Origin of the sequence: Piscibacillus halophilus (assembly GCF_900110685.1) — a bacterium.
GTDB classification, from domain to species: domain Bacteria; phylum Bacillota; class Bacilli; order Bacillales; family Alkalibacillaceae; genus Piscibacillus; species Piscibacillus halophilus.
Window position 1 is genome coordinate 97,716 of sequence record NZ_FOES01000003.1, and the last position, 19,060, is coordinate 116,775.

The following is a 19,060-nucleotide window of genomic DNA, read 5'->3' on the forward strand; positions in this document are numbered from 1 at the left end:
TGATGCAACGTATTTGGAATAAATTAAAGAAACGATTGCTTCTGATTGTCATCATACTCCAGGTTTTATTTCTGACTGTGATGGCAGGGTTAAATTACGTTGTTGAAGAATTTGGAGATATCATTTATTTAGAGACAGAACCATATGACCCAAGAGACGTATTTTATGGAGATTATGTTCATCTAAATTATCCAATTGAAGAAATTTTCCCATCCTATTGGTTTGGTAGCGAAAAAGTGAAACGTAATAAAGTGATTAATGTTTTACTGAAACCTGATGAGCGTGGGATTTATAAAGTTAAAGCTGCATCAGACAAATCATTAGATCCAAATGAGGATGAAGTCGTCATTCGTGCGCGTTATTTATATAAAGATCATGACAACGTACGTCACGTGACTTATGGGTTAAATCGATATTACATTGAAGAGGGGACAGGTGAAGAATTCGACACGGTTAATCAGAAAATGATTGTAACAGTCGCTTTATCGCCTTGGGGTCAAAAGAAAATACTCGAAGTAGACGAATTAGAACAACAATAAAAACGCAGGTATAAATCCTGCGTTTTTATTTATTTTCTATTGATCAAATTAATTTATCAACTATTAAAGTACTTCCTTAATTTTCTCAATCGCCCATTCTAAGTCTTTCTTGTCAATGACAAGTGGTGGAGCGAAGCGGATGACATTCTCGTGTGTTTCTTTACATAAAAGACCTTTTTCCTTCAGTTGTTCACAATAAGTACGAGCTGGTTCAGTGAGTTCAACACCAATAAATAATCCTTTACCACGTACTTCTTTAATTTTTGGATTATTGATGGATTTAAGCTCGTGTAGCATATACTCACCAAGTTCTTTAGAACGGTCTGCTAATTTTTCTTCTTCCAATACTTCTAGTGCGGCTACCGATACTGCACAAGCTAGAGGGTTTCCGCCAAACGTCGACCCGTGAGAACCTGGGTTGAAGACTCCTAATACATCTTCATTAGCCACGACACAAGAAATTGGAAAGACACCACCGCCTAATGCTTTACCTAAGATTAGTACATCTGGTTCAACGTTTTCCCAATCGCAAGCGAACATTTTCCCTGTACGAGCTAGCCCAGCTTGTATTTCATCAGCAATGTATAACACATTATTTTCTTTACATACATCATAGGCTTCTTTTAAGAAACCTTCTGGTGGCATAACAATTCCAGCTTCACCTTGAATAGGCTCAAACAAGAATGCTGCAGTATTTTCAGTAATAGCTTCTTTTAATGCATCTACATCTCCATAAGGAATGAGCTTAATTCCAGGTAGCAATGGTCCGAAACCACGCTGATATTCTTCTTCAGATGAAAGTGATACGGCAGTCATGGTACGTCCATGGAAGTTACCAGTACATGCGATAATTTCTGCCTTACCATCTTCGACACCTTTAACGTCATATGCCCAGCGACGTGCTGCTTTAATCGCTGTTTCAACAGCTTCCACACCTGTGTTCATCGGTAAAGCCATTTCTTTATTTGTTAGCTTACAAATTTTTTCATACCAAGGTCCTAATTGATCATTATGGAATGCACGTGATGTTAAAGTAACGCGATTAGCTTGATCGGTGAGTGCATTTATAATTTTTGGGTGGCGATGTCCTTGGTTAACTGCTGAATAAGCACTTAACATGTCAAGATAGCGATTGCCTTCAGGATCTTCCACCCAAATTCCTTCTGCTTTAGATACAACAATTGGTAATGGCTTGTAGTTTCTTGCACCGTACTGGTCTGTTTGTTCAATAATTGAATGGCTAGTTTTTGTTGTCATGAAATCCCTCCATTTATGTAATCGTTACCATACATTATAACCTTTTGTATGTTTTGTTTCAAAGTTGTCAACAATTTTATCGCACAACTATGTTTAAAAATGGTAGTATATGAGTAAAGGAGGAATGCATGATGAGTGATGTTTTTTATTACAATACTCACTTACATATTACCACTTGGGTAATAGGAATCATCTTGTTTTTAGTTGTATTGAATTTACTGAAAAAATCAAATGAAAAAGCTGCAAAAATTACACATATGGTATTACGATTATTCTATCTTTTCATTATAATTACAGGAGCTCTTCTATGGTTTAATAACTATAGCCAAGCCGGTGGAAGTTTGTTCACTGAATCAGTTGTGAAGTCTCTTGCTGGTGTTTGGGTTATTGGTGCAATGGAGATGGTATTAGGAGCAACTAAAAGAGGTAAATCAGCATTTGCTGGTTGGTTACAATTAATTATAGCGTTAATTTTAGTACTTGCGCTTGGTTTTGGAAAATTACAATTAGGAATACTACCTTAAGGTTGTAAAAGTCCCCGCTGTGGGGCTTTTTGTATGTGACGGAAAGAGAGTGAACAATCCATGAAGTTGAAAATGTCTTTCGTATTAGTCTTGTTAATTTCATTGATTCCAATGTCGGTACAAGCTGAAGAGGATCAATCCGTTTATTACTATATTTTAATAGATCGATTCGAAAGTGGAGAGGAAAACGGTGAAATAGTAGATATTGATGACCCAGCTGCTTTTCAAGGTGGAGACTTTGCAGGAATTATGAACCGAGTGGATCATTTAGATACATTGGGAGTAACACATGTCATCTTGTCTCCGATATTTGAGGCAAATGAATATACAGGGATGGATGTATCGTCATATGACCACATTCAAGAGACGTTTGGAACTGAAGAAGAGCTGAACCAATTAATCAATACGTTGAATGACCACAACATAGAGGTCATCTTACATTTCCCTATAAAAGATGGAGTGGGAGAGTCGGAATGGTTATCTCAGTTAAAATCATGGGAAGAACAATTACCTATTGATGGCTATTATATTTCAGAAATTGAACGCTTTTCAAATGATTTATGGGAATCAGCGATTCGGGAAGTGAACGGATCATTAATAGGTGAAACGAATGAAAATATTGACGAATATTTAAAGTTAGGTTTTGACAAAGTACATGACCGTTCCAACCAGGAGGCATTGAAGTCTTATTTTAGTCAGCCAGATCAATCGGTTGATGAGTTATTAGAAGGCTCTAACATAGAAGATAAGCGTGTCATACAGTCTATGGACTTTATAGATACGAATCGTTTTACCCATGAATTTTCAGAGACGGGAAGCCACCCAGTCACCTACTGGAAATTAGCCTTAACTTACTTAATGACCGTTTCAAATGATACCCTCATATATCAAGGTTCTGAAATACCTTTAGACGGAGTTAAAGAAGATTTAAGTCATCATCAGTTAATGAACTTCTTAGCTGGTGAGGATCAACTCATTCGACATATAGAGAAGATTACGAATGCTTATGATGATCTTCCTTCGTTAGCCATGGGTGATTTGGAATTATTACATGCTGAAGATAGTTATTTAGTTTTTAAAAAAAGTTATGAAGATGAAAATACGATTGTTGCTATTAATACGAGCACGACCCAACAAAGAACTGACATTGAGTTAGAGGACGGTCAAGAATTAAGAGGATTGTTAGAAGATGATTTAATAAGACAAAATGATGATGGTACGTATTCAATCACCGTGGATCGAGAAGCCTCAAATATTTTTATGGTTCAAGAAAACACAGGATTTTATTGGCCTTTAATTTTTATATTTGCTGGAGGAATGACTATATTTATAATTTTTACGGTGATGATGTATCGAAAAAATAAAACTTAATAAGACTAAAAAGCTGTATAAAAGGGTATTCCTTTTATACAGCTATTTTTTCACTTCATTTAGGAAAAACAGTGCGATTGTACCAGGGCCAGCGTGAGCTCCAATTGCGGATCCAATAGAATGTACGATAACTTTATTAGGATTTAATTCCTCTTGTATTAATTCTTTTAATTTATTGGCATTTTCTGCATCGTCACCATGTGTAATGGCTATTGTTTGTTGGTCAAAATCTTTGCCTCTTTCTTGCATTAAGTCAACCATACGGCGTAGAACTTTCTTAGAACCACGAATCTTTTCAAGAGGTACAAGTTTGCCTTCTTCTACATGTAATAATGGTTTTATTTTTAATAGACTGCCTACAAATGCTTGGGTTCGACTTACACGGCCACCACGATATAAATATTCTAAGTCATCTACTGTAAAGATATGTTCAATATTATTAACAAAGTGGTTAGCTAAGTCTAGAATGTCTTGAACTTCTGCTCCTTGTTGGGCTAGTTCAGCAACATGATAAGCGATCAATCCGCATCCCATTGAAGCAGCTTTTGTATCAATAACGTAAATATCTGCCTCAGGGTATTCTTCAAGTACTTGATCTCGAGCGATGACAGCACTTTGATAGGTACCAGATAATTCAGATGAGAAGGCTAAGTAAATAATGGCTTTACCTTGCTTAGCATGTTTAGCAAAGACTTTTTGAAATGAATCAGGAGTAGCCTGTGCCGTCTTGGGGCTTTTGCCGTCACGCATCGCATGGTAGACAGTTGTTGATTCAATTGTCTCACCATCTAAATAATCTTGGTCGTCTAAGTGTACAATGAGAGGGACAGATTCTATTTGATATTGTTCTTGGATGTCTTTTGGTAAATCGGCGGCTGAATCGATTACAATTTGAACATTCATGGATTTCCTCCTAAAATAATGAAATATAGAATATGTATTTTCGAAAAATTTGTGACAATATTAACGCTATTCTTTATATTAGTTTATATGTCATAGGTTAAAACGTCAATGAGATATTAATGGGGGTTAATATGTTTATATTTGAATTAAAGCGTTTTGTAATAGTAATTGTAGGTGCGATTTTAAACGCCCTTGCATTAAACCTCTTCTTAATCGAAGCAAATGTTTATGCAAGTGGTTTTACAGGTGTCGCACAGATGACTTCAAGCATTTTTCAAGACTTTTTAAATATTGATATTAGTACCGGTATTATTTTATTCCTTCTAAATATACCAGTAGCCATCTTAGGTTGGTTAAAAGTAGGTAGAGGCTTTACAGTTTATAGTGCAATCTCTGTTGCGGTCACAACCTTTTTCTTAGAGACGATTCCATTAATGAACTTAGCCGAAGATATTTTACTAAATGCTGTTTTTGGGGGTATTTTAGCAGGTGTTGGTGTTGGAATAACCCTTAAGTGGGGTGCTTCCACTGGGGGAATGGATATTATTGCGATGGTCCTTTCTCGAATTAAGGATCGACCAATTGGAATTTATTTTTTAGTATTAAATAGTGTTATCATTTTCCTTGCAGGGTGGTTATATGAACCCGAAAAAGCGTTATATACTTTAGTAACGCTTTATGTTACGACAAGAGTTATTGACGCGATTCATACTAGACATGAGAAATTAACAGTCATGATTATCACAGCGAAAGGTGAACGATTAACAAAGGCTATTCATTCAAATATGGTTCGCGGTATTACGAGTGTTCCTGCTAAGGGTGCCTTTACAAATGAGCCTAGAGAAATGTTAATGATGGTTATTACTAGATATGAGTTATACGACTTACAACAAATTGTCAAAGAGGTAGATCCTAATGCCTTTACGAACATTGTTCAAACAGCTGGTATTTTTGGATTCTTTAGAAAAGATGACGAAAAATTGTAACGTTTCTCTTTATGGTACGACTATGTATTAAAAGGTTGTTCTTGAACCGTAGAGGAGGCAACGTTGATGAAAAAGGTTATACCTTTTATATTGATTCTATTCATGTTCGCGTGTGGTACGTCGACTAATGATTCTAATTCGGATGATCCGTCACAAGGTAATTCTGGAACAGAGGAACCAATAGAGGAGGAAGATCGTATGAATGATGATTCAAACTCAAATCAATCGGAAATGGTTTTAGATGATCTAGAATTTACATCTGAAGTAGAACCCAGTGATGAGCAAGTGAATTTTTATATGACGTTAACGAATCATAGTGATGAAACGGCTGAAATCGCCTTTAGCTCGGGGCAACAATACGAAATAACTGTTACTGATCCTGATTCTGGTGAAGTGGTATATAAATTCTCTGAAGGTATGATGTTTACAGAGGCTATAGAGTATAAGGAACTAGAACCGGATGAATCATTGAAATGGGAACAATCATGGGACTATAAGCAAAATGGGGAAAAGGTGGAGGCTAAAGACTATGAAGTTCGTTTAGAGCTTTTACCGATGACCATTAATGGTGAAAAGCCAGATGATCTTACTCCTTTAATAAAAGAGCAGACATTAACTGTTTCAAACTCAGATGAACAGGAACAGGCTGAATCTGGATCTGAAGATTACTTTCGTAACGTACAGGTAACTGGAGAAAATGGTCAGTATAAAGTGAAAGGTGAAGCCAGAGTTTTTGAAGGATCATTCCATTATGTCGTTGAAGATGGGCATCATGTTTATGTTGAAGAGCAGACAGTTCAAACAGGAGGTGCACCAGGTTGGGGAACTTTTGATTTTCAAGTTAACATTGATAAAGAAGAACTACCTGAACATGGTGTTTTGACTCTAGTACTTTATTTGGATGGACCTAAAGAAGGCGAACCAACTGGCCATCATTTTGTGACACTAGAAGATTTTAATCCTTAAAATGGACCATGATTATAAGATTAATAAATAATAAAAAGAAGGCAATTTGCATATATAGCAATTGCCTTCTTTTTATTAGTAACCATAATGTTCAAATACAGCTTCAACTTTCGGAATTAATTGATCCCATTCAGCATCAAAAGTTTTATTCACTGTAATGAAATTATGATATCCGAATACATTATCGACACCTTCTAATTTCATTAAATCATTTAAAATATTATGTTCGCTCGTTTCACCTTGCATGACAGAAATACTGTCATCACCTTCAAAAATCACTTTGTCGACAGTGAATTTCATTGCATTTGGGTTAGGAGTCGCTTCTGCAATGACGCTCATTCAAGATCCCTCCCTAATATTTTCTCTACTAATATTAGCACGAAACTTGTCATTTAAAAAGAAAAGTGTTGAAATCAGTACTATTTCGATAAATGTTTAATATTTTTATGTTTGAAAAAAGCTTGTAAAAATTTCTGTGCGATTGGACCAGGTTTTCCATTATTAATCTGAACATCATCGATTTTAATGACCGAAATCACTTCAGAGGTTGTGGATGAAATAAATACTTCATCAGCATTTTTTAATTCTTCAATAGAGTACACTTCTTCAACAATTGGTATGTTTAACAGTTCAGCTAAGTAAAAAAGATAAAGCCTTGTGATGCCATTAAGAATGTAGTGATTAGCTGGATGTGTTTTAACAACACCGTCTTTTACTATGAAAACGTTGGTCGAGCTTCCTTCCGTTACATGGTTATAATCACGATATAATATGGCTTCTTTTGCACCTGCATCAAGCGCACTTTGCTTAGCCATAACATTTCCAAGTAAATTTAAGCTTTTAATATCGCATCTTAGCCAACGTAAATCTTCATGTAGAATGGCTTCAATACCCTTCTCCTGAGATTCTAATGGTCTTGTAACTGGAATTGGATAAGCTATTAATGTCGGTTGTGTGTGTTTAGGGAATGGATGAGATCTAGGTGATGCCCCACGAGAAATTTGTAAATAAATCCCTCCGTCTTTAAAATTATTCATTTCCACTAATTTTTGTAGTTGGTCTGCTAAATTATGGTGGTGGATATCATAATTAATTTTAGCTTCTTCTAAACTATAAATGAGGCGCTTCAAGTGATCATGTAATAAAAAGAACTCACCGTCGTAAACCCGAATAACTTCATAGACACCATCACCAAATTGATTAGCACGGTCTTCAATATCAATTAGACATTCATTTCGGTTAACAAATTCATCATTTAATAATACAAACAAAATCGTTCACCCTCTCATTGCTGTTATAAAAATAGTATACTGAATTATGAAATATGTAAATAAAAGAGTTGCTTTAAAAAAGCAACTCTTTTATTAATTAAACTAAACGTTTTCTAATTTTAGTTGATATAAAATCAATTATTGAAACTACTACGATAATACCTAATAATATTAACCCTAATTGTTCCCAGTTTCTATTAGCAGCAGCGATTACAATAAGTGTACCGATACCACCAGCACCAACTAATCCTAAGATAGTCGAGGCTCGAATATCGATTTCAAACCGGTATAGAGCAAACGATAAAAATTCTGGTAAGACTTGCGGGAAAATCGCATAGAATAGGATTTGTATCTTATTTGCTCCATTTGCTTCCATAGCTTCAACAACCTTCATATCAATACTCTCAATAATTTCAGCATATAACTTACCTAACATTCCAAATGCTGTTAACCCAATTGTTAAAACACCAGCGAATGGACCAGGTCCAATGGTAATAACAAATAAAATCGCTAAAATTAACTCTGGAAATGTACGGTCTAGGATTAAGATCCATTTACCTAAAGTGTTCCAGATAGGAGATTTAACCATATTTTTAGCTGCCCAAAAACCAAATGGAATTGCTAATATAGCAGCTATTAATGTGCCGGCATAAGCAATGAAAATGGTTTCGATAATGTAATCCCATACTTTTTCAGTTTGAGACCAATCCGGATTGAAAAGTTTAGGAATAACACGTTCAAACTTTTCACCTAAATTATTAAAAATTGACCAGTCAGCGCGATCATAAACACCTTTAAATGCCCAAACATAAATAACCCCAATTATGATCAATATAATCCAATTTCGAACTCTTTTTTTCTTTTGATGTGGTTTCGGTGGTAATATACCGTTCATTATACAACTCTCCTTCTAAGCATGTTACTAATTGTTTCTATAATGATGACTGCGACAAGTAAAACAATTAGTATAGCCATGACGTTTTGATACTTTAAGAAGTTTAATTGTGTGTCAATAATGGTTCCAATACCACCAGCACCAACGAAACCTAATACTAGAGAAGCTCTTACGTTTAGTTCGAAAACGTATAAACCATATGAAATAAATTGAGGTAATACTTGTGGTACAACCCCATACCAAATAACCTGGACAATATTACCTCCAGTTGAACGAATCGCGTCTAACTGTCGAGCATCTATTGTTTCGATTGTCTCACTCAATAATTTAGCTAATAACCCTAATGAGAAAATGGTTAAGGCTAAGATCCCTGGGATAATTCCAATACCAAATAAACTAACAAAGATTGTTGCTAATAATATATCTGGAATCGTACGTAAGATATTTAAGAAAGTACGAGTTATTTGGTAAATGAATTTATTAGTCGTTATAGTATTAGCTGCCAAGAGACTGGCAGGAATACAAATTAAGACTGAGAATGTTGTAGCGACAACTGCAATTTGGATCGTCTCTACTAGTGGATCTATAGCTAAAGGTATATATTCCCAATTTGGTGGAAACATCGAAGCTAACTTTTTAACTATATCTGGAAAATCTAGAAAAAGAGTTAGAAAGTCTGAACCTGTTTCACTTAAACTGTAAAAGTAAAATAAAATGACTATTAAAAATATAATAGAGATTTGCGTCTTAAGTTTTCGAGGGTAGAGTGAGTAAACATTTGAATTCTGCTTATTATTCTTCTCCGTCATCAGATTCACTTCCTCTTAAGTCATCTTCACGAATCGGACGATTATAAATTTGTTCAAATGTTTTTTCAGATACATCACTCGCTGGGCCGTCAAAAACAACCTCGCCATCTCGCATTCCAATAATTCGATCAGCATATTCCATAGCCATATCAATAAAGTGAAGGTTTACAATAGTTGTAATATTATCTTCCTTATTAATACGTCTTAAATACTGCATAACTTGATGTGAAGTGGGAGGGTCAAGACTTGCTACTGGTTCATCTGCTAAAATAACTTTTGGATCTTGAGTTAATACACGCGCGATACTAACACGTTGTTGTTGACCACCACTTAATTGGTCAGCACGTTGGTATATGTAATTTTCGATATTGACACGTTTAAGGTTTTCGTAGGCTTTTATTTTATCTTCTTTAGGATATAAGTTGAAAATGCTTCTAAATGTACCAGTATGTCCCAATCTACCACTTATCGTATTCTTGAACACACTTGAACGATTGACTAGATTATAGTTCTGGAAAATCATCCCCACTTTAGTCCGAAGCGTCCTGAGACTTTTGCCACTTAATTCGAGAACATTTTCATCTTCAACCCATAATTCACCTTCAGTTGGTGTTACCATCCGGTTAATGCTCCGTATGAAAGTTGATTTTCCTGCTCCTGATAATCCAACAATAACGACAAATTCGCCTTCATTAATGGTTAGATTAACATTTTTCAACCCAGGTGTTCCGTTTGGGTAAACTAACGAAAGATTATTAAAAGTAATCATTGAGGACTTCCTTTCTTATTTAAAAAATAGGGAGAGTGATTATTCTCTCCCTAGTGACATCGATATTTAAATGATGATTAAGATTTATTCATCTAAAACACTTTCATCTAATTCTAATTTCTCGTATGTTTCTTTTACAACATCGAAGTCAGATCTTTCTGCTTCAATAATGGCGTCCCAATTATAAACTTCATTCATAATTTGAATCATTTCTTCATCATCGTTGAAGCTTAAGAACGCTTCTTTAATATCTTGAATAAGTTCATCGTCCAAAGAACTAGGAACTGTGATGGTGTCATTTGGAATAGGATCAGTTTCACCAATTCTCTTAAGATCATCTTTAATAGTTGGATAATCTTCTTCCATTGTGTCACGTACATCATCAAATGTTGTTGCAATGTCAGCCTGTCCTTCTAAAACAGCTACTGCTGATGCATCATGACCACCACTGCTAATAGTGCCACCAAAGAATTCTTCTTGTAATTCAGTCGTACTTCCAATATCGAACATTTCCATTAGTTGTGATGCAGGGAAAAGATAACCTGAAGTTGATGATGCATCTCCATAAGCCCAAGTCATTTCTCCAGCATGTTCTTCTAAGTCTTCTAAACTATTAACTGGTGAATCAGCTCGTACTAGATATTGGGCAACATACGTTGCACTACCATGTCGTTCAGATTTTAAAATTGGCTCTACCTCATATTGGCTGTCAGCTAAAACAAAACCAAACGCTGGTATAAAACCGATATGAACTGTTCCAGCACCAAGAGCTTCAACTAAGGCACTGTAACTTGTCATCGTTTCAGCCTCTACATCCTTGTCTAAAACTTCTCCAAGCTTATCAGCTAATGGCTCTGCTGTTTCTGCAATTTTGTCAGAGTCTTGTGATGGTACAAATCCCATAACTAGTTCGTCCGGGTTAGCGGAATCGCCACTTGAACCACAAGCAGCTAAAAACATTAAACTAACTGCCATAATTAGCATAAAATATTTTTTCATTATAACTCCCCCTTAATATTGTTGAAACAATTTAATTATAAATTAACGACTATTATTAATACAACACAATTTTAGAAAAATTACATACATTTACACAATTTTTACAAAAAATGCGACACAGTTCGAACTGTGCCGCAAATAATAAGTTATTTTAACTTGTTATTTAATTTTTGTTCAAACTGTTTTAATTCTTGTTCTTCTTCTTGAGAGGGTGAGCCTTGTTCATATGCGGATTGGATACCTTGTTGTGCACTTCGTACAGCTTCTTCATCATTGGCTAGGTGATTTTGATGGTTTTGATTATTTTGTCTAGCTCTATTTGTTAATTTTTGCACAGTCTGTTTCGCTTGTTGAAGAAAGTTATTCTCCATTAGAATCCTCCTCGTGTATGACGGTCGGCTTCAGCTTTTTTGCGATTTTTATCTGTAAATTTTTCTTGGTTGATTGAAGCTGTTTTGTTTTTTCTTTTTCGTTTGTAGATCGGTTGCGATTTCAAATAAAATCCTCCCATCTAACTAAAAAGAAAACCTGAACACAGTTGTTAACCGTGTTCAGGTATATTTTGTGCAGAATGATGAAAAATATAAATAGTTAATCTTGGCTAATTAAGGGTGTTTTAATGTTTAAATACTCCTCAATGAATTGTGCAACACCATCATCATGGTTTGTTAAAGTCACTTCTTTTGCTAATGACTTTAATTCTTCAATGCCGTTAGCCATAGCAACACCAACGCCAGCATAATCGATCATTTCAAAGTCGTTATCTTCATCACCGAAAGCAATGACTCGATGTTGCGGTATGCCGTATTCTTCGGCAACTTTTTTTACACCAATAGCTTTATGAAGTCCAGAACGAATAATCTCAATCACGTGGAAAGGTGCTCCCCATTTACGGTGATCAATGACAGATGTGTGTCTTTCCTCGAGAATTTGACGAATTTGATTGACACCTTCTTCATATGGGTGAACTAATAATGATGAAGGGTCCCCAGTTAGAGTATTTTTTAAGTCACCAATTTTAGCGGGTTGCTCTAAACCTTCAAGGAAAAATTGGTTAAAGATATGTTCGCTTTCTTTGTTTATAAAGACTTGGTCCATAATTTCTGCCATAATATTTTGTACGCCAATTTCAGTTGAAGTATCGATAATATCTAATGCAACATCCTTTGGGAGTGGTGAGTGCATATGGTCCCAATTTTGATCTAATGGGTGGTGTATATATGCACCGTTCATATTGACAATCGGTGTATTCAACTCAAGTTGTTGATAAAACTGTTTACTTACTCGATAAGGTCTACCAGTAGCAATCATGACAATATGACCTTGTTCTCTCACAGCTTTAAGCGTTTCAATCGTGCGTTTAGAAATGATTTTATCATTGTTAAGAAGTGTTCCGTCTAAATCTAATGCAATTAGATGTTTCTCCATCGTTTCTCACCTCTTCAGCTCTCATTAAGTACCTAATTAACTCATTTTACCATGTATATACGTTATTGTGAATATCCACTAAGTTTGAAAGCGTATTAGCAATGATTTATTATAGTAATAAAATGATTGAGAGGGGACACATACATGATTGTCATAGATCGCATTCAAGTAAAAGATATACCAGTATTAGAAGTTGTAGATCATGAAAAAATAGATCATCCACTTCCGATTATGATATATTTCCACGGTTTTACAAGCTCTAAAGAACAAGATTTACCTCAAGCTTATTTAATGGCTGAAAAAGGTTACAGAGTATTCCTGCCTGATAGTTTGCATCACGGTGAACGAAAAGTTGAAGAAGATTCCCATAAAATACAAGGTGACTTTTGGAAAATTGTGATTCAGAATTTAGAAGACTTAAATCAGCTATATTTATATATTAAAGAGCATGATTTAGCATTAGATGACCGGATTGGAATTGCGGGTACGAGTATGGGAGGAATTACAGTTTCTGCTGCTTTAACTCGTTTCCAATGGGTTAAGGCTGCAGGTATAATGATGGGGTCGGCTAGAATCAGTGATATGGCTGCTTATTTACTCAAAAGCATTCAAAAACAAGGGGTTAACTTACCTTTAACTGCAGAGGAAATTAATCAACAATTAAAGTCATTAGAACCTATTGATTTATCTAAACAACTTGAGAAATTAGGTAATCGTCCAATCTTTATTTGGCATGGAGAAAGTGACCATACGGTTCCTTATCAGCATTCAATTTCTTTTGTTGAACAATTAAAAGTAGCCGGTTACCCTGAAGACCGTTATCAATTCATTTCTGAGCCGAATCGTGATCATAAAGTTAGCCGAGAAGCTAAATATGCCCTAAGGGACTTTTTCTCTACACATTTATAGGATAGAAGTATGATTTTCTTCATATTAAAATCTAGTAGATTAGCAAAATGCACAAACAAAATCATAGAATTCTACATATTTTCTAGTAATGTTATGAAGATTTGAACGATAAAATGTCTTAAGAACTGTTAAGGGGGAATATATTTGGACCTTAAAGAATTTAGAAATTGTTTGGGTCGTTTTGCAACTGGGGTGACGGTGGTCACTTGCAATGAGGGAGAACAATGTCATGGCTTAACGGCTAATTCATTTACATCTGTTTCACTTGATCCACCACTTGTATTGGTTTCAATTGACAGAGATACGAAAGCCTTTCAAAAACTAAAGGATAATCGTTTTATTGTCAATATTTTATCCATTGATCAACAAGATACAGCGATGCATTTCGCAGGTAAACCATGTGAAGATTTACCTTTTGAATGGATTGAAACTGATTTTGGCCATCGTATTCAAGATTCATTGGCTTATATTGAATGTGAGCCGTGGGCGGAATATGATGGAGGCGATCATGTGTTATTTTTAGGAAAAGTTGTTAACTTTGAATATCAAGAAGGTGAGCCACTAGGGTTTTATGGTGGTAAGTTTTCTAAAATTGTACAGGAATCATAAAGTTTTAAGGCTGACCCAAGAAAGGGGACAGCCTTTTCTTTATGCTAAAAACTACTTATTCACCTTTACTCGGGCGTTCTAAAAAAATATTTTCACTTAATTGAGCATAGTTGGGTCCGGCTAATCTTGCGATAGGATTTAACTGTTCAGCTAAAATGCGTCCGTTATCATAAATGGCATCGTCAATGTGATATTTAATCACCTTTCCTATGAATAGATCATTGTTACATTCTTGATTTTCTTCTAACGGAATATGTTGAAATAATTTACACTCTAACCTTACTTTGGCTTCTTTAACTCCTGGAACGTCAATTTCTGTACTGTCAATAGGTGACAATCCGACACGTTCTACCTCACTCACACTATCCGAATAAGGTGCCGATGTTTGATTCATTGTTTCTAATAAATCCATATCAAGAATATGAACAACAAACTCACCTTTTTCTAAAATGTTTTGTGCAGTATGTTTTTTGATTTCTCCTTTAATCCTTCCAACAGATAAAACAATTAATGGTGGAGTTCCAGCAACCATATTAAAGAAACTAAATGGCGCTGCATTTAATACCCCCTTTTCATTTAAAGATGTTACGAATGCAATAGGTCTCGGTATGACACTGCCACTTAAAAGCTTGTAGTTGTCTTTTGGACTAAGATCAATTGGATTAATAGACTTCATCAAATCACCTCTTTTTTTAGGATAGCATATTATAGCATATTTCGTTTTATAAATAATCGTCATATAACTAGATTCTATTAATAAACATAGTATCAAGGACGTAAGCGCTTACTTAGATTATTTTTAAGAGGGGGAAATTGTATGGATAGTAAGGTTAAAAGTAGACCTCTCACTGGACAAGAGTATCTTGAAAGTCTAAGAGACGGTAGAGAAATCTGGATTCACGGAGAAAAAGTCGAGGACGTGACGACGCACCCGGCTTTCCGTAATGCAGCACGTTCAATTGCTAGATTATATGATGCTCTTCATGATGAGAAAACAAAAGATATTTTAACCTGTGCAACAGATACAGAAAGTGGTGGATTTACTCATAAATTTTTTACAATAGACAAGACCACTGAAGACCTCGTGGCAAGCCGTGATGCGATTGCAGAGTGGGCGAAGTTAACGTACGGGCAAATGGGACGTTCACCAGACTATAAAGCCGCATTTCTAGCAACATTAGGGGCTGATCCTGATTATTATGCTCCGTATCAAGAGAATGCCAAGTATTGGTATAAAGAAGCGCAGGAAAAGCTTTGGTATTTTAATCATGCGATTATTAATCCACCGGTTGATCGTAACAAACCAATGGAAGCGGTTAATGATGTATTTGTTAAAGCGGTTGGAGAAACAGACGAAGGGGTCATCGTCAGTGGAGCTAAGATGGTTGCGACTGGTTCTGCCTTAACAAACTACAATTTTGTCGCGCATTACGGTGCCATTCCAGTTGATAATGAAGATATGGCGTTAGTATTTGTCGCTCCAATGAACACACCAGGCGTTAAGTTAATATCTCGACAAAGTTATGAGATGGTTTCAGCAGTTATGGGTAGCCCGTTTGATTATCCATTAAGCAGTCGTTTTGATGAGAATGATGCGGTATTAGTGTTCGATGAAGCGGTCATTCCGTGGGAGAACATTTTAATTTATAAAGATGTAGAAAAAGCAAACTCTTTCTTCCCTGAAAGTGGATTTTTAAATCGGTTTACATTCCACGGGGTAACACGCCTAGCAGTCAAATTAGATTTTATGGCCGGATTGTTATTAAAAGCCATTAAAACAAACGGAACAGATGAATTTCGTGGAGTACAGGCCAACGTTGGAGAAGTATTAGCTTGGCGTAATATGTTCTGGTCGCTCAGTGATTCAATGGCTAAAACCCCAGACCCAGGCAGGGGAGGCACGGTCTTGCCGAACTTAAATTACGGTCTAGCTTATCGGGTATTTATGACCATTGGTTGGCCAAGGGTTAAAGAAATAATTGAAAATGTGGTAGCTGGCAGCTTAATTGTACAGCCATCTAGTGCTGAAGACTTTAAAAATCCTGAATTAAGGCCATTATTAGATCGATTATATAGAGGGTCTAATGATATTGAAGCATTAGACAAAATTAAACTGATTAAATTGTTGTGGGATTCGATTGGTTCAGAGTATGGTGGCCGTCATGAGCTTTATGAACGTAATTACTCTGGTAATCATGAAAACATCCGTTTAGAAAACTTGGTAGCTGCACAAGGTTCAGGTCTAGCAGATGAATATATTAAGTTCGCTGAAATGTGCATGTCTGATTACGATTTAGACGGTTGGACGAATGATACATGGATTAACCCAGATGATATTAATTTATTTAACAAATAAGGGGGATTATATCGATGAGTGAGACAAAAACGAACACTCGCGTGAGTGAAATTTTTGATTTGTTCTATAAACATTTAAATAACTTTTTAAAAGAGGCAAATCCGAATCATGAAGAATACACAGAGTTTGTGAAGTGGGCAGATCGCTTAGGGCGTACAGGAGAATTACCATTATTCATGGATGTATTTATTGAATCATCGGTGCTTAAAAATATGTATGCTGATAAGCCAGGGACAGAGCCTTCATTATTAGGACCGTATTATGTAGAAGGTGCGCCTATTTTAGAAAAACCTTATAAACTACCAATGCGAGAAAATGAAAAAGGTGAAAAGCTTAAGTTCTCTGGAACTGTTAAAGATGTTAACGGAGAACCGTTAGCGAATACATTAGTGGATATGTGGCAGGATGACGCGGATGGCTATTATTCATCCTTTGATTCAGATGCACCGCCTTATAATTTGCGAGGAAGATTCTATACGGATGAAAATGGTTATTTTGAGGTTGATACGATTGTGCCAATTCCGTATCAAATACCGACAGCTGGACCAACAGGAGAATTTCTCAAAATGATAGATCAGCACCCATATCGACCAGCTCATTTGCATATTATGTTTAAACATAAAGGGTATGAAACTTTAATTACACAGGTGTTCTTTGAAGGTGACGAATGGCTCGAAAGCGATGTAGCAGATGGAGTACGTCCATCCTTGATGACCAAGTTATATGATGGCGGCGACTATAAGAAAGCCTCACTTGATTTCGTCATGCGAAACGAGGAATAGGAGTAACATGAAGGAGGTTGTTTTAGCATTAAGACACCCTCCTTTTTCTTTCTTAATTATTTATTTTTCAACTGGAGGAGTCGATCATGGACTTATTAATTAAACATATTACGACAGATATCATTGACATACCCATTAAACGTCCTCATCAATTTTCGACTGAAAAGATTACAACTAAAAGTTTTATGATTGTAAGATTACACCTTACTAATGATATAGAAGGCATTGGAGAAGGCACGACGCCAGGAATTTGGTGGAATGGTGAAAGTGTCGAAACGATGAAATTAGTGGTAGATCAATATATTAAACCTCTTTTATTAGGAAAAGATCCACGTTATGTCGAACAAATTTTAGCCTTAATGGATCGTCACATCCGTGGTAATTCCTTTGCGAAAGCGGCAGTTGAAATGAGTATATATGATGCCTTAGGACACGTCTTTCAGGTACCTGTTCATCAATTGCTTGGTGGGGCATTTACAAAAGAAGTTCCAATTAGGTGGGCGCTTGCCAGTGGTTCAATAGAAGGCGATATAAATGAAGGGATTGAACTTTATCAAAACCATACCTATCAAACTTTTAAGATCAAATCTGGGAAAGAATCTCCTGAAAAAGACGTGATTCGTTCTATAAAAATAGCTGAAGGTCTTCAAGGTTACTCGGCTATTGGCGTTGACCCTAATGGTTCTTGGAATCGATTGATGACCAAAAAATGGATGGAGGAACTTAATCAAGCTGGCGTCGAATTTTTAGAACAACCATTAGCACCAGAAGATATTGATGGGATGAGTGACTTAGTTTCGATGAAGAGAGTACCGATCATGGCTGATGAAGGCATTGCTTCTATTCATGATGCTAGACAAATCGTTGAAAAGAAAGCCGCTGATATCTTCTCATTAAAAATTCATAAATTTGGCGGTATGCGTCATACGCTTAAAGTAGGAGCACTTGCTGAGAGTGCTGGAATCTGTTGTTTTGGCGGAACTTCATTAGAGACTTCTATTGGAACAGCAGCGAATCTCCATGCCTTTTGTACCTTACGTAACTTGGATTATGGAGCTGAAATTTTTGGACCTGATTGGTTAAAAGACGATCTTGTTGTAGAGCCGTTGAAATCTAAAAAAGGAACCTTAACACTACCTGAAAAACCAGGGCTTGGGATTGAGTTAGATGAGACGAAGTTTACGCAATACAAACGTCATAAGGAGGAGAACTCTTGGAACACTACGATGCGCCAACCTTAACCTTTTTATTTGATATGGAACTAACCGTTGATCAGCCATACCATTTAGGTGTAACACCAAAAGGGAATCGGAGAATTATTCAAGTTAATGATGGTTATTTTAGAGGAAGTATTTTAAACGGCACCGTGATTCCTGGGGGAGATGATTGGATAACAGTGTTAGAAGACGGAACCATTATTCAAGATGTGCGTATTTTGCTTAAAACATATGATGGCGCATATATTGCGATGACGTATAGAGGAATACGGACAGGTACTAGTGACGTTTTAAAAAGATTAGATCGAAACGAAGAAGTGAATTTAAACGAGTATTACTTTACAACACAACCTGTGTTTGAAACTTCATCTAAAAAATATGATTGGTTAAATAAACGAATTTTTGTAGCGCAAGGAAGAAGAATGCCAGGGAAAGTCAACTATTCTATTTACACGGTTGGTGAGTAATCT

Annotated in this window: 23 protein-coding genes; 11 read left to right on the forward strand and 12 right to left on the reverse strand. The window is 35.9% G+C overall.

The features are described from left to right. The first annotated feature begins 2 nt into the window (after positions 1-2). Positions 3-539, forward strand: a complete 537-nt coding sequence (locus tag BMY57_RS02825; protein WP_175615294.1) for a GDYXXLXY domain-containing protein — start codon at positions 3-5, stop codon at positions 537-539. A 63-nt stretch (positions 540-602) separates the two neighbouring features. Here BMY57_RS02825 and BMY57_RS02830 read toward each other — a convergent pair whose 3' ends face one another. Continuing rightward, the gene (locus tag BMY57_RS02830; protein WP_091772512.1) at positions 603-1,796 is read right to left on the reverse strand and encodes an ornithine--oxo-acid transaminase; all 1,194 of its coding nucleotides are present in this window, start codon (positions 1,794-1,796) and stop codon (positions 603-605) included. A 131-nt stretch (positions 1,797-1,927) separates the two neighbouring features. Between BMY57_RS02830 and BMY57_RS02835 the strand changes: the two genes are divergently transcribed. Next, positions 1,928-2,320: a YisL family protein gene (locus BMY57_RS02835; RefSeq protein ID WP_091772513.1), complete on the forward strand. Its 393-nt coding sequence runs from the start codon at positions 1,928-1,930 to the stop codon at positions 2,318-2,320. 60 nt (positions 2,321-2,380) lie between these two features. Then, complete coding sequence (locus tag BMY57_RS02840; protein ID WP_091772514.1) at positions 2,381-3,691, forward strand: alpha-amylase family glycosyl hydrolase; 1,311 nt, start codon at positions 2,381-2,383, stop codon at positions 3,689-3,691. A gap of 42 nt (positions 3,692-3,733) precedes the next feature. Here the strand turns inward: BMY57_RS02840 and BMY57_RS02845 are convergent, their stop codons facing one another. Then, complete coding sequence (locus BMY57_RS02845) at positions 3,734-4,594, reverse strand: DegV family protein (protein ID WP_091772515.1); 861 nt, start codon at positions 4,592-4,594, stop codon at positions 3,734-3,736. A 131-nt stretch (positions 4,595-4,725) separates the two neighbouring features. On the opposite strand from BMY57_RS02845, the gene BMY57_RS02850 reads away from it, so the two are divergent. After that, on the forward strand, positions 4,726-5,580 hold the full coding sequence (locus tag BMY57_RS02850; protein WP_091772516.1) for a YitT family protein: 855 nt from the start codon (positions 4,726-4,728) through the stop codon (positions 5,578-5,580). 66 nt (positions 5,581-5,646) lie between these two features. Then, positions 5,647-6,546, forward strand: coding sequence for a BsuPI-related putative proteinase inhibitor (locus tag BMY57_RS02855; RefSeq protein ID WP_091772517.1), 900 nt, complete (start codon positions 5,647-5,649; stop codon positions 6,544-6,546). 75 nt (positions 6,547-6,621) lie between these two features. Here BMY57_RS02855 and BMY57_RS02860 read toward each other — a convergent pair whose 3' ends face one another. The 9 genes from BMY57_RS02860 to BMY57_RS02895 all read right to left on the reverse strand — a co-directional run bounded on the left by BMY57_RS02860 (position 6,622) and on the right by BMY57_RS02895 (position 12,717). After that, a complete protein-coding gene (locus BMY57_RS02860) occupies positions 6,622-6,885 on the reverse strand; it encodes a NifU N-terminal domain-containing protein (RefSeq protein WP_091772518.1) in 264 nt (87 codons plus the stop codon). A gap of 80 nt (positions 6,886-6,965) precedes the next feature. Beyond that, entirely contained in the window at positions 6,966-7,817 is an 852-nt protein-coding gene (dat, locus tag BMY57_RS02865) for a D-amino-acid transaminase (protein WP_091772519.1), read from the reverse strand. A 97-nt stretch (positions 7,818-7,914) separates the two neighbouring features. Further along, entirely contained in the window at positions 7,915-8,712 is a 798-nt protein-coding gene (gene phnE / locus BMY57_RS02870; protein WP_091772520.1) for a phosphonate ABC transporter, permease protein PhnE, read from the reverse strand. Further along, positions 8,712-9,521, reverse strand: a complete 810-nt coding sequence (phnE, locus tag BMY57_RS02875) for a phosphonate ABC transporter, permease protein PhnE (protein ID WP_091772521.1) — start codon at positions 9,519-9,521, stop codon at positions 8,712-8,714. The genes phnE (BMY57_RS02870) and phnE (BMY57_RS02875) overlap by 1 nt, the downstream gene beginning before the upstream one ends. Next, positions 9,505-10,290: a phosphonate ABC transporter ATP-binding protein gene (phnC, locus tag BMY57_RS02880; protein ID WP_091772522.1), complete on the reverse strand. Its 786-nt coding sequence runs from the start codon at positions 10,288-10,290 to the stop codon at positions 9,505-9,507. Before phnC ends, phnE (BMY57_RS02875) begins: the two co-directional genes overlap by 17 nt. Before the next feature lie 84 nt (positions 10,291-10,374). Beyond that, a complete protein-coding gene (locus tag BMY57_RS02885) occupies positions 10,375-11,289 on the reverse strand; it encodes a phosphate/phosphite/phosphonate ABC transporter substrate-binding protein (RefSeq protein ID WP_091772523.1) in 915 nt (304 codons plus the stop codon). Positions 11,290-11,435: 146 nt separating this feature from the next. Further along, positions 11,436-11,660, reverse strand: coding sequence for a DUF3813 family protein (locus tag BMY57_RS02890; protein WP_091772524.1), 225 nt, complete (start codon positions 11,658-11,660; stop codon positions 11,436-11,438). Further along, entirely contained in the window at positions 11,660-11,785 is a 126-nt protein-coding gene (locus BMY57_RS16250; RefSeq protein WP_256205227.1) for a hypothetical protein, read from the reverse strand. Before BMY57_RS16250 ends, BMY57_RS02890 begins: the two co-directional genes overlap by 1 nt. Before the next feature lie 95 nt (positions 11,786-11,880). Then, positions 11,881-12,717, reverse strand: coding sequence for a Cof-type HAD-IIB family hydrolase (locus BMY57_RS02895; protein ID WP_091772525.1), 837 nt, complete (start codon positions 12,715-12,717; stop codon positions 11,881-11,883). 144 nt (positions 12,718-12,861) lie between these two features. Between BMY57_RS02895 and BMY57_RS02900 the strand changes: the two genes are divergently transcribed. After that, positions 12,862-13,626 (forward strand): alpha/beta fold hydrolase, encoded by a 765-nt coding sequence (locus BMY57_RS02900; protein WP_091772526.1) that lies wholly within the window; start codon positions 12,862-12,864, stop codon positions 13,624-13,626. Between the two features lie 144 nt (positions 13,627-13,770). After that, positions 13,771-14,235: a flavin reductase family protein gene (locus tag BMY57_RS02905; RefSeq protein ID WP_091772527.1), complete on the forward strand. Its 465-nt coding sequence runs from the start codon at positions 13,771-13,773 to the stop codon at positions 14,233-14,235. Positions 14,236-14,290: 55 nt separating this feature from the next. On the opposite strand, the gene BMY57_RS02910 is transcribed toward BMY57_RS02905, so the two are convergent. After that, on the reverse strand, positions 14,291-14,911 hold the full coding sequence (locus BMY57_RS02910) for a flavin reductase family protein (protein ID WP_091772528.1): 621 nt from the start codon (positions 14,909-14,911) through the stop codon (positions 14,291-14,293). A gap of 141 nt (positions 14,912-15,052) precedes the next feature. Between BMY57_RS02910 and BMY57_RS02915 the strand changes: the two genes are divergently transcribed. The 4 genes from BMY57_RS02915 (at position 15,053) to BMY57_RS02930 (ending at position 19,057) form a co-directional block, all read left to right on the forward strand. Next, a complete protein-coding gene (locus BMY57_RS02915; RefSeq protein WP_091772529.1) occupies positions 15,053-16,591 on the forward strand; it encodes a 4-hydroxyphenylacetate 3-hydroxylase N-terminal domain-containing protein in 1,539 nt (512 codons plus the stop codon). 14 nt (positions 16,592-16,605) lie between these two features. Then, positions 16,606-17,373, forward strand: a complete 768-nt coding sequence (locus BMY57_RS02920) for a dioxygenase family protein (protein WP_091772530.1) — start codon at positions 16,606-16,608, stop codon at positions 17,371-17,373. An 86-nt stretch (positions 17,374-17,459) separates the two neighbouring features. Next, the gene (locus BMY57_RS02925; protein WP_091772531.1) at positions 17,460-18,614 is read left to right on the forward strand and encodes a muconate/chloromuconate family cycloisomerase; all 1,155 of its coding nucleotides are present in this window, start codon (positions 17,460-17,462) and stop codon (positions 18,612-18,614) included. After that, positions 18,587-19,057: a DUF3237 domain-containing protein gene (locus tag BMY57_RS02930; RefSeq protein ID WP_091772532.1), complete on the forward strand. Its 471-nt coding sequence runs from the start codon at positions 18,587-18,589 to the stop codon at positions 19,055-19,057. The genes BMY57_RS02925 and BMY57_RS02930 overlap by 28 nt, the downstream gene beginning before the upstream one ends. Positions 19,058-19,060 lie beyond the last annotated feature (3 nt).